Source organism: Paenilisteria newyorkensis (assembly GCF_000766145.1).
GTDB classification, from domain to species: Bacteria; Bacillota; Bacilli; order Lactobacillales; family Listeriaceae; genus Listeria_A; species Listeria_A newyorkensis.
In genome coordinates this window covers 1-14,514 of the sequence record NZ_JNFB01000002.1, presented here as the reverse complement: position 1 = coordinate 14,514, position 14,514 = coordinate 1, and the positions used below count along the sequence as shown (strand labels likewise).

Here is a 14,514-nt window from a genome sequence, read left to right as displayed (position 1 = left end):
TTATTTCAACTCCGAACGAATCGCCGTCTTAATCGCTTCCCACAACGCCCGGTGAGCATCCACATTTTCATATCGATTCGTCTTCACTTCAATAATATCCAGCCCCTTGTGGAAGTGGGCCTGATCAAGCGCATCATGGAACTCATCCCAATCCGCCGCCTCATGAAAATCCCCCTCATAAAGCGCCGCCGTATAGCGAAAATCAAGATCCGTCCCCGTCCCAAATAACGACTCAAAATACTTCGGATCTGACGCCTGCGGTAAGAACGAGAAGATCCCGCCACCATTATTATTCACCACAATAATCGTCAAATTAAGCCCATATTTTTTCGCCATCAAAAGACCGTTCATATCATGATAAAACGACAAATCACCAATCAATAAATACATCGGTTGCTCCGTCAAACTTGCACCAAGCGCCGAAGAAACCACGCCATCAATCCCGTTTGCGCCCCGATTAGCAAGCATCCGAACCTGTTTATCGACCTGCGCAAAATACGTATCAATATCACGAATCGGCATACTGTTCCCGATAAACAAACCAGCTTTTTCAGGAATCCACTCGCGCAGTTCGTACACAAGCTTCCCTTCATCCAGCGTCTCAAGCGTCTCCATATGCCCCTTGATAACCATCTTCACTTTTGCATTCAAATGTTGCCAAGTTCCCGCCCAGTCCGCCGCAGTCTTCTCCTGCCAGCCGTCCGTAAGCGCGCCCACCAAGAAATGCTCGTCACAGTGAATCATGTTCGTCACCGCTTTAATCGGATCCTTCCACGCCGCGCCAGGGTCAACCACGTAGAACATCACGTCCTCCAAAGCCTCCAGCCACTTCATGAGCGGCTTCGAAACCGGCATCGCCCCAAAGCGAATCACAACTTCCGGACGCAATGCCTCACGCGCCAATTCCTCCTGCAAAATCGCATCATACTGGTCAATCACCGCATCGCTCAGCGCACCATAACTACGCAACTGCGACAACGGATCCGCCAAAATCGGCCAACCAATCTGTTCCGCGAGCGCCACCAATTTCGGTGAAAACGCCTTTTTATCCAAAGGACCCGCCACAAAAACGCCACGCTTCCCAGCACAAGCCCCTATAATCTGCGCAATCACTGCATCCTCTAACACCTCATGTGTATAATAAATATGCACGTGACGCCGCTTCTTCTCCGTAACCGCAAACGGCGACGGCTCCAAAATCGGCATCAACGGCTCGCGCAACGGAAAATTCAAATGAACCGGTCCACGCGGCGCATTCATCGCAATATCCACAGCCTTCGAACCATGCCATTTTGCAAAACGCAACATCTCCGTCGAATTCTCAGGCAATGCCATATCCGTAAAATCCTTCACATGCGATCCGAATAAGCGAACCTGATCCATCGCTTGCGGCGCCCCAACATTTCGCAGTTCATGCGGCCGATCCGCCGTCAAAACAAGCAACGGAACCTGCGATAAATTAGCCTCAGCCACCGCAGGAAAATAATTCGCCGCGGCCGTTCCCGACGTACATAAAAGTACAACCGGTCTTTTCGAAGCCTTCGCAATTCCCAGCGCAAAAAATCCTGCCGAGCGCTCATCCACGTCCACATAAATTTTTAGCGTCGGATGTTCTGCCATCAATAAAGCAATCGGCGTCGAACGCGAACCTGGGCTAATAACCGCCTCTTTCACGCCAGCCTGCACCAATTCTTCCACAAAAGCCGCCAAATATTCCGTCATGACCTGTCTATGATCGTTCATGTACCTTACCTCCTAATACCCGTAGCATCGGCTGAAACTTAATCGCCGTCTCCGCAAGTTCCTCCGCTGGCACCGAATCCGCCACAATCCCGCATCCAGCATACAACAACGCATTCGTATCTATCGCAAGCGCCGAACGAATCGCGACCGCAAATTCACCACGATCAAGCGGATCAATCCAACCAATCGGAGCCCCATAAAAACCGCGATCCATCTCTTCTTTCAAACGAATCACCGTCATCGCCTCCGCTTGCGGCCAACCACCAAGCGCCGGCGTCGGATGAAGCGCACGCAACACGTCCAACAACTTCGCCTCGCCTCGGCGTCCTGAAACCGTCATATACAAATGCTGAATATCCCGATTCTTAAGCAATACCGGACTCGCCGAAACCTGCACATCCTCGCAAAAACGCGCCATCGTGCCCTGAATCATCTCCACAACGAAATGATGTTCCGCCAAGTTTTTCGCATCGCTAAGTAGCGCATCACCAAGCATCGCATCCTCACTCGCCGTCTCCCCGCGCGCAATCGAACCCGCCACGCAAGCCGACTCCAAATGAAACGCATCCGCCATCAATAACCGTTCCGGCGTGGCACCAAAGAAAGTACTCGTCCCATTTTCCAGCACGAAACAGTAACTATTTGCCTGCTGCTCTTCCATATGCGCGATAATCCGGCTACTCGAAAGAAAACCATCGAATCCCAGTCGCATCCGCCGAGCCAATACCACTTTCTGCATATTCGGCGATTCCTGCAACAACGCCACAACATCCGTCGCAGCCCGCAACCAAGCATCCTCCGCCAAGCGCTCCTCCAAAATACAAGCCACTTCCGGATCCTGCACAACCGACGACGCGGCAACCCTATCCCACTGCGCCATCACAGCCTCGACTTTCGCATAATCATCGTCCTCCGAAAGCCACAGATTCACCGATAAATAACAGCGATCCTCCTTCTCCGTCACCAAGAAAAGCGGCAAATAAAAAAATCCTTCCCCGAACTTTTCCCATTCCGGCGACGCATCCTGCTGATCATCAAAACTAAATCCACCAAAATAAACGGCACCACAAGCAGTTTCCTCACTGTTCGTTACCGTCCATTCAAGCACCTGCTCTTTTCTCGTATGTAACGCCAAAAACCGGTCCTGCCCCTGCTCCACTCGAAGCTGATCCATCGCGCCAAGCCCCGCAAGTCGCAACGTTCGCTCTTTATTTTGCCAGAAGAAACGCTCGCCTTTAAAAAACCCGTTTCCCTGATCAAAAACACGTTTTGCCATACCACCAGGAAGCTCACAAACCCAGCTTAATAACACGTTCTCCTGTTGCGAATTTAATCTACGTTTTGCCTGCTGAAACAGCTCTATTGGCAATGTTAAACCCATATAACTCATCTCTCCTTCATTGCCTTCACTCACCTACCCATTATAACAAAAGCCATCCGTTTTTACACCTCTAGACACTCCCGAAAAAACAGCCCAGCTCCCCATCCGAAAAAGAAATCATCTATATTCATTGACTAATAGACAAACATTGCCTAAAATTGTACAAGTACAAAGCTTTTATAAAAGGAGAGAAACTAATGGCACACGGCACAAAATCAGCTATTGTAAGACACTCTGGATTCCATAAATGGTGGATGTTACTCCGTCCGCACACACTGGTTGCATCATTCGTACCAGTATTTTTAGGAACCACCGTCGCAATGAGCTACGAAAGTTTTCATTTTACGCGCTTTTTAGTCATGCTAATATCGTGTTTCCTCATTCAAACCTCTGCCAACCTATTTAACGAATACTACGATTTCAAAAAAGGGCAAGACGATGAGCATACAGTAGGAAACGGTGGCGCAATTGTCCGAAACGGGATGAAACCAGGCTTTATTTTATTCCTAGCCATTTTTCTATACGTATTAGCTATTCTAGGTGGCGTTTACTTATGCATGGACGTGAATAATTGGTGGATCGGTCTACTCGGCATTATCTCGATGGTTGTCGGTTATTTATACACTGGCGGACCATACCCGATTGCCTACACACCGTTCGGCGAAATCATGGCTGGTTTTTTCATGGGAGGTATTATCACATTCATTTCCTTCTATATTCAAGCCGGATTTATCAGTTCTTTCATCGTCTACGTTTCGATTCCAGTGATGGTACTTGTCGGCAACTTACTTCTAGCAAACAGCATTCGCGATTTAGAGCCCGACAAAGCAAACGGACGCCTCACATTGGCGATTTTACTAGGCCGAAAAGGAGCACTTATCCTCTTCACCTCCGCCTTCATTTTCGCGTACGTATGGGAAATCGCGCTAATCTTCACGGTGGAAGCAACTCCGTGGATTCTGATTATTCTACTCAGCGTTCCCGAAGCAATCAAAGCCGTTCGCCGCTTCATCGGAAAAAGCGTGCCAATCACAATGGTTCCAGCGATGAAAGCAACGAGCAAGGCCTTAACATTCTTCGGAATACTACTAGCCATCGCGTTTTTAATCAGTTTACTAAGCGCGAATATGGTTGATTTTTAAACCGCAAAAAGTACCAGCAAACCTATCACGGCTTGCTGGTACTTTTTAATTTTGCGAACTGACTTCTGCAATCGTTTCTTTGCTCTGCACATATTTCGTCAACTCAATCGACAAATCGTACCGTAAGAACGGCGTAATAATATACACACCATTAAAATGCTCACAAATCGCGTCGAGTATTTCCTTCGCAATCGCCATGCCTTCCTCACGCCCAGTCCCGCTTTTATCCGCTTCTCGCATCCGCTCCCGAACCTCATCCGTCAAACGAATACCTGGAACTTCATTATGGAGAAACTCGGCATTCCGACTAGAAAGTAACGGCATCACACCAACAAAAACAGGAACCGTAATCCCAGCTTCGACCAGCGCCTCTTTCAATTGCACCGCCTTTTCCGTATCATAAATCGGTTGCGTGATGATATAATCCGCACCATATTCAACCTTTCGTTCAATCAACCGAACTGCCTTATCTAGCTTCAACACATTCGGATTAAACGCTGCCGCCACTTGGAATCGCGCCTTCTCTTTCAACGACTTCCCAGTATAAGAAATCCCATCATTGAACTTCTTAATCAACTGCACAAGCTCCACCGATCGCAAATCAAACACCGATGACGCGCCTGGAAAATCGCCAACTTTACTCGGATCTCCCGTCACCGCCAGCACATCCTGAATCCCCAACTTATGAAAGCCCATGATATGCGAATGCATCCCGATCAGATTATGATCCCGCGTCGTCAAATGAATGAGCGGCCGAATATCATACTCCTGCTTCAAAATCGCAGCAAGTGCCATGTTACTAATCCGCGGTGTCGCCAGCGAATTATCCGAAATCGTGATCGCATCCACACCCGCAGCATCGAGCTTCTGCGCCCCTTCAAAAAATTCCGCCGTATCAAATGTCCGCGGCGGGTCAAGTTCCACCAACACCGTATACTGCTCCTTCACCTTATCCGTAAGCCTCACACCCGCGTCTTCCGCTGCATCCAACTCCGCCAATTCCAAAATCGGATGAACCACTTTTGACGTCACCGGTTTTATCGATTTCAAACCTCTTCGCAATGCCCGAATATGATCCGGCGTCGTGCCACAACAACCACCGATCAAACGCACACCTTCCTGCCTGAAAATCTCGCCATACTGCTCAAAATAATCCGTTTCCGTCTGATAAACGACTTTTCCCTCATCCATCTGCGGTAAACTAGCATTCGGATACGCCGCCAAATAAGCATTTTCCAGCAACGGCACACTCTCAAGCGCTTTGGACATATGATAGGGACCAAGTCGACAATTCGCGCCAACGACATCCGCTCCCAAATCCGCCAATTCCTGTAACGCCGATGCCAACGTCTGCCCACTTTGCAAAAGCCCCGGTTCATGCATCGAAACATTCGCGACTATCGGCAAGTCCGTCGTTTCGCGTGTAATTTTTAACACCGTTTTTAGTTCGTCAAGATCATAATACGTCTCCAGCAAAATCGCATCCACGCCTTCAAGCAACAGACAGTACAATTGCTCCCGGAAACTACGCTTAATCTCCTCCAAACTCGGCGCCGCAATTCGGGCATCATTCGCCCCGTTAATCCCGCCAATCGTGCCAAAAATATACACACCAGTTCCCCGCGCCGCCTCTTTCGCATGCCGCACAGCCGCCTGATTAATTTTTTTAATATCATCTTGTAAACCGTAACGCGACAGCTTAATATAGTTCGCGCTGTAGGTATTTGTTTGAATAATATCCGCTCCAGCCTCGATATAAGCCCGATGGATCGCAACAATATCATCTGGATGCGATAAATTCAACTCTTCAAAGGAGCGATCAACCCCGTAAGAATACAGCAACGTACCCATTGCACCATCAGCAATTAAAACTTTTTCACTTAAATCGCGGCGTAAATTCATCAACGAGCACTCCTTTCCACTGTATAGGTAAGCGCTTGTTCGAAGTCTTTGATCACATCCGCGATATCCTCAAGCCCCGCCGAAAAGCGTAATAATCCTGGCGTAATGCCGAGTTTCAACCGTTCTTCTTCTGGAATCGCCGCATGAGACATCCTCGCTGGATACGACAAAATACTCTCCACTGCACCCAAACTCACTGAAAACACCGGCAATTTCGCATGATTCACAAACTGGCGCGCCGCCTCCTCACTACCAAGGTCAAACGACAACACCGCGCCCGCCGAATCCGCCTGTCTCTGCTGAATATCGTAATCCGGATGACTCGTAAGCCCAGGATAAAAAACCGCCTTCACCCGATCATCCGCTTGCAAAAATTCCGCCAGTTTTTGCGCTGACGCCTTGCCCACACTCATCCGCACAGCAAGCGTCTTGAGGCCACGCAACAACAACCAGCAATCCTGAACGCCGAGCACGCCACCCGTCGAATTTTGCATGAAATAAACCTGTTTCGCGAGCTCCTCATTATTCGTCACCACAAGCCCCGCCAAAATATCGCTATGGCCCCCGATAAATTTCGTTGCACTATGCACCACCAAATCCGCGCCCAAATCAAGCGGTCGTTGCAAAGCCGGCGTCAAAAACGTATTATCCACAAACGTATAACAATCATGTTCCTTCGCAAGTCGCGCCACCGCCGCAATATCCGTCACACGCATCAACGGATTCGAAGGCGTCTCCACGTAAACCAACTTCGTATTCTCCTGAAAAGCCGCCGCAACAGCATCCAAATCACCCATATCCACAAACGTATGCGTAATCCCAAACCGTGGCAAAACCTGCTCCGTCAACCGAAACGTACCGCCATACACATCCCCAGAAATAATAAAATGATCGCCCTGCGACAAAGTCAAAAGCGCCGCTGAAATCGCAGCCATCCCAGTCGCAAACGCAAAACCATGCGTCCCATTTTCCAACTTAGCAATCGCTTCCTCCACAGCCTGACGCGTCGGATTCCCCGATCTCGCATAATCGAACTCATGATAATTATCAAAATCCGGCTGATGAAACGTCGATGACAAATGAAGCGGCGTATTCAGCGCACCAGTCGCCTCATCAATGCCAAGACTCGCATGCACAACCTTCGTATTAAAAGAAAACTCCTCACTCATGCACGCTCACCCCTTCTTTTAAAACAGCCGCAAAAGCCTGATCCAAATCAGCAATTAAGTCATCACTATTTTCAATCCCAACCGAAATCCGTAAAAGCTCATCCGTCAGCCCATAAGATTCCCGAAGTTCGTGCGGCACATCCGCATGCGTCTGCGTCACTGGATACGTGATCAAACTCTCTACGCCACCCAAACTCTCCGCAAACGTAAACAACTCCAAGCTACGCAATAACGGCGAAACAAGCGTAGCATCCTTAATCAAGAAACTCACCATGCCGCCCTTTCCAGGATACAGCACCTTCGTCACAGCCTCGTGACCCTCCAAAAACGCCGCCACTTTCCGCGCATTTTTCTGATGTTGCTCCACCCGCAAAACAAGCGTCTTCAACCCACGCATCAATAACCAACTGTCAAATGGCGAAAGTACCGCACCAATCGAATTATGGAAATCGCGCAACTGCACAGCCAACGCCTCATCTTTCACAATCACCGCACCCGCAAGCACATCATTATGCCCACCAAGATACTTCGTCGCACTATGAAAAACGATATCCGCACCCAAATCCAGCGGCTGCTGCAAAATCGGCGTCAAAAACGTATTATCCACAATCACCAGCAAATCATGCTTCTTAGCAAAAGCCACAACGGCCGCAAGATCCGTTTCCACCATCAAAGGATTCGTCGGCGTTTCAATAAACACAGCCTTCGTCGCCGGTGTCAACAAACCTTCCAAATCAGCCAAATCCGTCGACTCCCAATAAGAAAAATCAATGTTATACTTTTTCGCAATCAATTCAAAATAACGATATGTACCACCATATAAATCCCGTGAAGAAATAATATGATCGCCACTCGCAAACAACGTAAAAATAAGCTGAATCGCACTCATACCCGAACTCGTCGCAAAACCAGCCGTTCCATTTTCAAGTGTCGCGAGTGACTCCTCCAAAACCTCACGCGTCGGATTTCCCGTTCTCGTATAATCATACCCTGTCGAAACACCCAGATCTTCATGACGGTATGCAGTCGACAAATATATCGGCATGTTCACAGCACCAGTCGCTCCACTTTTTCGATTTCCAATTTGCGCTACAATTGTTTCTTTCTTTAACTTTGTCATTCCAATCCCCTCCATCAATTTAAAAAGCGCCAGGAGTAGCAACATGATGCCGTTCCTAGCGCCTAATTCCCTATTATTTTATCACTTTATACGCTTCACGAATTTCCTTCGTCGCATTGACCATATCTCGAAGCGCCTCAACCGTTTCCTTCTCTTTACGCGTTTTCAAACCACAGTCCGGATTCACCCAGAACTGGCGCGCGTCAATCACTTTTAAAGCACGACGGATATTTTCTTGAATTTCGCCAGTCGTTGGAACACGCGGGCTATGAATATCATATACACCCAGACCAATCTCTTTATCATAACCAACCTTCTCAAACGTTTCTATAATTTCACCGTGGCTACGAGACGTCTCAATCGAGATTACATCCGCATCTAGCGCACTAATCGTATCGATAATATCCTCAAACTCGGCATAACACATATGCGTATGAATTTGCGTATCATTCTTAACCGAAGTCGTCGTTAACTTGAACGAATAAACCGCATCATCCAAGTACTTCTGCCATCTCGAACGCTTGAGCGGCAACCCTTCACGCAGCGCCGGCTCATCGACCTGAATCACGCGAATTCCAGCCTCCTCAAGCGCCTCCACCTCTTTACGCAGCGCCAAACCAACTTGATTCGCAACCACATAATCCGGCACATCATCACGCACAAACGACCAGTTGATAATCGTCACCGGCGCCGTCAGCATCCCCTTCACAGGCCGATCCGTTAACGATTGTGCATAAACGCTTTCCTTCACCGTAATAGCTTCCGTAAACGCCACATCCCCGTATACCAATGGCGGACGCACCGCGCGCGACCCATAAGACTGCACCCAACCAAATTTCGTCGCTTGGAAACCATCCAACTTCTGACCAAAATACTCCACCATATCCGTTCTTTCAAACTCACCGTGCACCAGCACATCCAAGTCCAAATCCTCTTGAATCCGAATCCAGCGTTCCGTCTCCGTCTCAATAAATTTCTCATATTCCGCGTCCGTAATCACTTTCTTCAACCAATCCGAACGCTTCTTCCGGACCTCAGGCGATTGCGGAAAACTACCAATCGTCGTCGTTGGCAATAACGGCAACTGCAACCACTCATGTTGCAACTTAATCCGCTCCGCAAACGGTAAATCACGCTTCACTTCCACGTTCTCTAAATTACGAATCGCTTCCTGCACCTCCGCATTATTCCGGTGATGCGAACCATTAATCGCACCCAGCGCCGCCCTCGCATCCGTAAATTCCGCCGTCACATCTTCCCCATTCAATGCCTCCGTCAGCGCCACTAACTCCACCAACTTCTCATCCGCGAATGACAACCCACCAAGCAACACCCCATCCAAATCAGGCTCACTCGCTTTCGTCACCGGCACATGCAGTAATGAACTCGACGGCTGCACAATTAACCGCTCTTTCGGCACCACTTTTGCAATCCGCTCAAGAAGTCCTAATTTCGCATCCAAATCCGCACGCCATACATTACGACCATCAATCACTCCAGCCGCCAAAATTTTATCCTCCGGGAATCCAAATTTTTCAAGCGCTTCGATCGACTCACCATGATCATGCACAAAATCCACACCAATCGCATCCACCGGCAGTTTCACAACCTCTTCAAAATAATCAAGACTTTCGAAATAGGTTTGCAATTCAATCTTCAAATCAGGTGCAACATTCTTAAATGAAGCATAAACCTCTTCAAACAATGCCAACTCTTCCTTATCAAAACTAGTCGCTAAGTAAGGCTCATCAATCTGCACCCATTTTGCACCAGCATCTTGCAACTCCTTCAAAATTTGACCATAAAGCGGAACCAGCTGATCCAACAACCCTTTAAAATCATCATTCCCCTTCGCCAATTTCAAATACGTAATCGGTCCAACAAGCACTGGCTTCCCATCAATACCAAGCTCTTTTTTCGCTTCCTCATAATAAAACAATGCCCGATTCTCCGTCAACTGCGGCTTCGCATCCACAAGCTCCGGCACAATATAATGATAATTCGTATTAAACCACTTCGTCATCTCCGAAGCAACCGCACCATCATTCCCACGCGCAACCTCGAAATATGTATCAAGATCCACTTTCCCAGCCTCATAATTAAACCGTTTCGGCACAATTCCAAACGTAATACTCGTATCTAAAATGTGATCATAAAAAGAAAAGTCCCCAACTGGAATCAAATCAATCCCTTTGTCCTGCTGTTTCTTCAAAGCTTGTAAACGCAATTCTTTAGTTTCAGAAAGTAATTGCTCTTCAGAAATCTTATGGTTCCAATAATTCTCAAGTGCCTTCTTCCACTCCCGTTTCTCACCTAAACGCGGATACCCTAAATTTGAACTTTGAACTTTCGCCATTTCACATCACCATTCCCTCATTATTTTTTTCATATAAAAAGCCTCCCCAGCAAAGAACCAGAGAGGCTACGAATATCCGAATTTTACAGACACGCATTCACTCTCTTATCTTTCGAAGCATCATACTTCGCAGGATTTAGCACCTTTTCAAAAACTGAAAGGTTGCCGGGTTTCACAGGGCCAGTCCCTCTACCACTCACAATAAGAGTTATTATATGAAATTAATTACATCCAGTTCCGATGTATTGAACTTATATTACCATCCCACGAAATTCCTGTCAACTAAAAAATCACGGCATTGTCAAACTTTTTCGAGCATTCCCGAAAAACAACGCTACAAACGCTACAACCAGAAGCCCTGTAATCACAAAATAAAACACATCATTACCAAACAAACCAATCATAATTCCCGTCGCAGAAGGCCCAATAATACTCCCCAAACTAAAGCTCATCCCGACTAAAATATTCCCCGCAGGCAAAAGCTCCAGTGGCGTCAAATCCGTCATATAAGACAATCCAAGCGAATACATCGACCCCAGAAAAATCCCCAGAACAAAAAACATCCCAATCAATACAATACTATTAGAAACAAAAGCCGTCACAAAAAACAAAACAGCCCCCACCCCCACAAAAATAGGCAAAACCTTTGCCCTACCAATCCTATCACTCAAAATCCCAATCGGAACCTGGAATAAAATCGTCCCAACAGAAAAGGAAGAAATAATCGTCACAACCATCGCCTGCGGAATCCCATCCCGAAGCCCCACAATCGGAAAAGTAGCATTAAGCGCCGTCTCCAATATGCCATAAACAAAAGGCGGAATCATCGAAATCCAAGCAAGCCTAAATACGTCCGAAAATCGCTTTATACTTCCAAAAAACGAAATTTCGCGTATAACTGCCTTCTCAGCAACAAACTCATTCCTAAGAAACCACACAAGCCCCCAAGCAATAATCACCATAATCCCCGATATAAAGAACGGCAAGTTCACATTAATCTCCATTAAATTCACGAGTTGTGGTCCAACAGCAAACCCCAACGAAAAAAACAGACCATAGATAGCCATATTACGTCCACGCTTAGAAGGATGACTCATAGCACCAATCCAAGTCTGCGAAGAAAAGTGCAACATATGATCCCCCACACCAATCAGCAGTCGCAAAATAAACCAAAAATATAAATTAAACCACAGTGGAAATAGTAATAAAGCAACCGCTACAATCCCACCACCAACAATAATAATAGGTTTGTATCCAAATCGGTGTAATGGCGCCTCAATAAATGGCGATACTAATAAGACCCCTATATATATCCCAGTAGCATGGAGCCCATTCAATCCCGAAGAAATCCCATTTCCCTCAAATATAATCGAAATCAAAGGCAACAATAAGCCTTGAGATAAACCAGATATAGCAACAACCACTGTCAAAATCCAAAATTTAAATCTATTGCTTTTCATACCTATCCTCCTATGCATTTTTTGCATTAAAAAGAACAATGCCATAAATGACATTGTTCTTATAATCAGCGATGACCCGTACGGGATTCGAACCCGTGTTACCGCCGTGAAAGGGCGGTGTCTTAACCGCTTGACCAACGGGCCTAAATATTAATTCTAGTTTCGCATCTTTTATACTGGCGGAGAAGGAGGGATTTGAACCCTCGCGCCGCGTTAACGACCTATACCCTTAGCAGGGGCACCTCTTCAGCCACTTGAGTACTTCCCCAATATAAACAATTACAAGCTCCACAGGCAAGACTCGAACTTGCGACCGATCGGTTAACAGCCGATTGCTCTACCAACTGAGCTACTGTGGAATAATATGGTGGGCCTAAATGGACTCGAACCATCGACCTCACGCTTATCAGGCGTGCGCTCTAACCAGCTGAGCTATAGGCCCACAATAAAAAAATAAAGAGCGGGTGATGGGAATCGAACCCACGACAACAGCTTGGAAGGCTGTAGTTTTACCACTAAACTACACCCGCATTATCCAAAATTTCATAAAGGCGGCTAGTGGGAATCGAACCCACGCATGCCTGAACCACAATCAGGTGCGTTAACCACTTCGCCATAGCCGCCGCTATCGCTAAATATGGTGCCGGCTGCAAGAGTCGAACTCGCGACCTACTGATTACAAATCAGTTGCTCTACCAACTGAGCTAAGCCGGCTTAAGATACAAACAACTATAAAGGTGGCTTGGGACAGAATCGAACTGCCGACACCTTGAGCTTCAATCAAGTGCTCTACCAACTGAGCTACCAAGCCATAAGTAAAGCGGTCCCGACGGGATTTGAACCCGCGATCTCCTGCGTGACAGGCAGGCATGTTAACCCCTACACCACGGAACCACCAATTGCGGGGACAGGATTTGAACCTGCGACCTTCGGGTTATGAGCCCGACGAGCTACCAGACTGCTCCACCCCGCGACAATAATATTATTTTATCCACAAATCACTAAGAAGAAAAAGGAGGAAGAGGGATTCGAACCCCCGCGCGGTCTTACCCGCCTGTCGGTTTTCAAGACCGATCCCTTCAGCCAAACTTGGGTATTCCTCCATGATATAATAAAAATAGTGATTGGTGGACCTTGCAGGACTCGAACCTGCGACCGGACGGTTATGAGCCGTCTGCTCTAACCAACTGAGCTAAAGGTCCAAATTAAAAGGTAGCGGCGGAGGGAGTCGAACCCACGACCTTTCGGGTATGAACCGAATGCTCTAGCCATCTGAGCTACACCGCCAATATAATAGATAAGCGTACCTTTACTCACAAAAAATTTGGTGGAGCCTAGCGGGATCGAACCGCTGACCTCCTGCGTGCAAAGCAGGCGCTCTCCCAGCTGAGCTAAGGCCCCTTCATAAAAATATGGGATATTTTCTTAATGGTCGGGAAGACAGGATTCGAACCTGCGACCCCTTGGTCCCAAACCAAGTGCTCTACCAAGCTGAGCTACTTCCCGAAAGTGCGCCCGAGAGGATTCGAACCTCTAACCGCTTGATTCGTAGTCAAGTACTCTATCCAGTTGAGCTACGGGCGCATTATATAAGTATATGGTGCCGAGGACCGGAATCGAACCGGTACGGATATCACTATCCGCAGGATTTTAAGTCCTGTGCGTCTGCCAGTTCCGCCACCCCGGCGTTAGAAACTTTATAATGGCAACTTACATTTTGGAGCGGAAGACGGGGTTCGAACCCGCGACCCCCACCTTGGCAAGGTGGTGCTCTACCACTGAGCTACTTCCGCATCATTATAGAATGCGGGTGAAAGGACTTGAACCTTCACGCCTCGCGGCGCCAGATCCTAAATCTGGTGCGTCTGCCAATTCCGCCACACCCGCAAAAATGAGCCGTGATGGGCTCGAACCATCGACCGTCTGATTAAAAGTCAGATGCTCTACCAACTGAGCTAACGGCTCACAATACAAAAACGATACTATGAGAAATATATGGTGCCGGCTGCAAGAGTCGAACTCGCGACCTACTGATTACAAATCAGTTGCTCTACCAACTGAGCTAAGCCGGCCTGATTAAATGGGGGCTAACGGGATCGAACCGCTGACCCTCTGCTTGTAAGGCAGATGCTCTCCCAGCTGAGCTAAGCCCCCTAAAAATATGTACATTGCCCGGCGACGACCTACTCTCACAGGGGGAAGCCCCCTACTACCATCGGCGCTGAAAAGCTTAACTTCCGT

At 47.7% G+C, this 14,514-nt stretch carries 8 protein-coding genes, 22 tRNA genes, 1 rRNA gene and 1 riboswitch; of the genes, 1 reads left to right on the top strand and 30 read right to left on the bottom strand.

Annotated features, from left to right (window positions below):
- Both menD and EP58_RS00685 read right to left on the bottom strand, forming a co-directional pair.
- A complete protein-coding gene (gene menD / locus EP58_RS00690; RefSeq protein ID WP_036088961.1) occupies window positions 1-1,743 on the bottom strand; it encodes a 2-succinyl-5-enolpyruvyl-6-hydroxy-3-cyclohexene-1-carboxylic-acid synthase in 1,743 nt (580 codons plus the stop codon).
- Window positions 1,730-3,124, bottom strand: a complete 1,395-nt coding sequence (locus EP58_RS00685) for an isochorismate synthase (protein ID WP_036088958.1) — start codon at window positions 3,122-3,124, stop codon at window positions 1,730-1,732. The genes menD and EP58_RS00685 overlap by 14 nt, the downstream gene beginning before the upstream one ends.
- 197 nt (window positions 3,125-3,321) lie before the next feature.
- On the opposite strand from EP58_RS00685, the gene EP58_RS00680 reads away from it, so the two are divergent.
- Window positions 3,322-4,266 (top strand): 1,4-dihydroxy-2-naphthoate polyprenyltransferase, encoded by a 945-nt coding sequence (locus EP58_RS00680; protein ID WP_036088957.1) that lies wholly within the window; start codon window positions 3,322-3,324, stop codon window positions 4,264-4,266.
- Between the two features lie 45 nt (window positions 4,267-4,311).
- Here EP58_RS00680 and EP58_RS00675 read toward each other — a convergent pair whose 3' ends face one another.
- From EP58_RS00675 to rrf, 28 genes are all read right to left on the bottom strand, one after another.
- Complete coding sequence (locus EP58_RS00675) at window positions 4,312-6,168, bottom strand: bifunctional homocysteine S-methyltransferase/methylenetetrahydrofolate reductase (protein WP_036088953.1); 1,857 nt, start codon at window positions 6,166-6,168, stop codon at window positions 4,312-4,314.
- Complete coding sequence (gene metC / locus EP58_RS00670) at window positions 6,168-7,337, bottom strand: cystathionine beta-lyase (protein ID WP_036088951.1); 1,170 nt, start codon at window positions 7,335-7,337, stop codon at window positions 6,168-6,170. The genes EP58_RS00675 and metC overlap by 1 nt, the downstream gene beginning before the upstream one ends.
- Window positions 7,330-8,457 carry an aminotransferase class I/II-fold pyridoxal phosphate-dependent enzyme gene (locus tag EP58_RS00665; RefSeq protein ID WP_036089087.1) on the bottom strand — a complete coding sequence of 376 codons (1,128 nt, stop codon included), beginning with the start codon at window positions 8,455-8,457 and terminating at the stop codon, window positions 7,330-7,332. The genes metC and EP58_RS00665 overlap by 8 nt, the downstream gene beginning before the upstream one ends.
- Window positions 8,458-8,530: 73 nt before the next feature.
- Window positions 8,531-10,813: a 5-methyltetrahydropteroyltriglutamate--homocysteine S-methyltransferase gene (gene metE / locus EP58_RS00660; RefSeq protein ID WP_036088948.1), complete on the bottom strand. Its 2,283-nt coding sequence runs from the start codon at window positions 10,811-10,813 to the stop codon at window positions 8,531-8,533.
- Window positions 10,814-10,915: 102 nt separating this feature from the next.
- Window positions 10,916-11,021, bottom strand: a riboswitch (SAM riboswitch).
- An 82-nt stretch (window positions 11,022-11,103) separates the two neighbouring features.
- A complete protein-coding gene (locus EP58_RS00655; protein ID WP_036088946.1) occupies window positions 11,104-12,273 on the bottom strand; it encodes an MFS transporter in 1,170 nt (389 codons plus the stop codon).
- Between the two features lie 72 nt (window positions 12,274-12,345).
- Window positions 12,346-12,417 (bottom strand) — tRNA-Glu (locus tag EP58_RS00650).
- A 33-nt stretch (window positions 12,418-12,450) separates the two neighbouring features.
- Window positions 12,451-12,541 (bottom strand) — tRNA-Ser (locus EP58_RS00645).
- 18 nt (window positions 12,542-12,559) lie between these two features.
- Window positions 12,560-12,632: transfer RNA gene (locus EP58_RS00640), tRNA-Asn, on the bottom strand.
- Between the two features lie 6 nt (window positions 12,633-12,638).
- Window positions 12,639-12,715, bottom strand: a tRNA-Ile gene (locus EP58_RS00635).
- A 17-nt stretch (window positions 12,716-12,732) separates the two neighbouring features.
- A tRNA-Gly gene (locus tag EP58_RS00630) sits at window positions 12,733-12,803 on the bottom strand.
- A gap of 20 nt (window positions 12,804-12,823) precedes the next feature.
- A tRNA-His gene (locus tag EP58_RS00625) sits at window positions 12,824-12,896 on the bottom strand.
- Window positions 12,897-12,911: 15 nt separating this feature from the next.
- A tRNA-Thr gene (locus EP58_RS00620) sits at window positions 12,912-12,987 on the bottom strand.
- Between the two features lie 24 nt (window positions 12,988-13,011).
- Window positions 13,012-13,084, bottom strand: a tRNA-Phe gene (locus EP58_RS00615).
- Window positions 13,085-13,094: 10 nt separating this feature from the next.
- Window positions 13,095-13,167 (bottom strand) — tRNA-Asp (locus tag EP58_RS00610).
- A gap of 5 nt (window positions 13,168-13,172) precedes the next feature.
- Window positions 13,173-13,246, bottom strand: a tRNA-Met gene (locus EP58_RS00605).
- Window positions 13,247-13,286: 40 nt separating this feature from the next.
- A tRNA-Ser gene (locus EP58_RS00600) sits at window positions 13,287-13,376 on the bottom strand.
- 22 nt (window positions 13,377-13,398) lie between these two features.
- A tRNA-Ile gene (locus EP58_RS00595) sits at window positions 13,399-13,475 on the bottom strand.
- 11 nt (window positions 13,476-13,486) lie between these two features.
- Window positions 13,487-13,560, bottom strand: a tRNA-Met gene (locus EP58_RS00590).
- A gap of 38 nt (window positions 13,561-13,598) precedes the next feature.
- Window positions 13,599-13,674: transfer RNA gene (locus EP58_RS00585), tRNA-Ala, on the bottom strand.
- 28 nt (window positions 13,675-13,702) lie between these two features.
- A tRNA-Pro gene (locus EP58_RS00580) sits at window positions 13,703-13,779 on the bottom strand.
- Window positions 13,780-13,783: 4 nt separating this feature from the next.
- Window positions 13,784-13,857 (bottom strand) — tRNA-Arg (locus tag EP58_RS00575).
- A 14-nt stretch (window positions 13,858-13,871) separates the two neighbouring features.
- Window positions 13,872-13,960, bottom strand: a tRNA-Leu gene (locus EP58_RS00570).
- A 31-nt stretch (window positions 13,961-13,991) separates the two neighbouring features.
- Window positions 13,992-14,066: transfer RNA gene (locus EP58_RS00565), tRNA-Gly, on the bottom strand.
- Window positions 14,067-14,078: 12 nt separating this feature from the next.
- Window positions 14,079-14,160: transfer RNA gene (locus EP58_RS00560), tRNA-Leu, on the bottom strand.
- A 5-nt stretch (window positions 14,161-14,165) separates the two neighbouring features.
- Window positions 14,166-14,238, bottom strand: a tRNA-Lys gene (locus tag EP58_RS00555).
- A 31-nt stretch (window positions 14,239-14,269) separates the two neighbouring features.
- Window positions 14,270-14,345, bottom strand: a tRNA-Thr gene (locus EP58_RS00550).
- Window positions 14,346-14,354: 9 nt separating this feature from the next.
- A tRNA-Val gene (locus tag EP58_RS00545) sits at window positions 14,355-14,427 on the bottom strand.
- A 16-nt stretch (window positions 14,428-14,443) separates the two neighbouring features.
- A 5S ribosomal RNA gene (gene rrf / locus EP58_RS17845) occupies window positions 14,444-14,514 on the bottom strand; the annotation flags it as partial.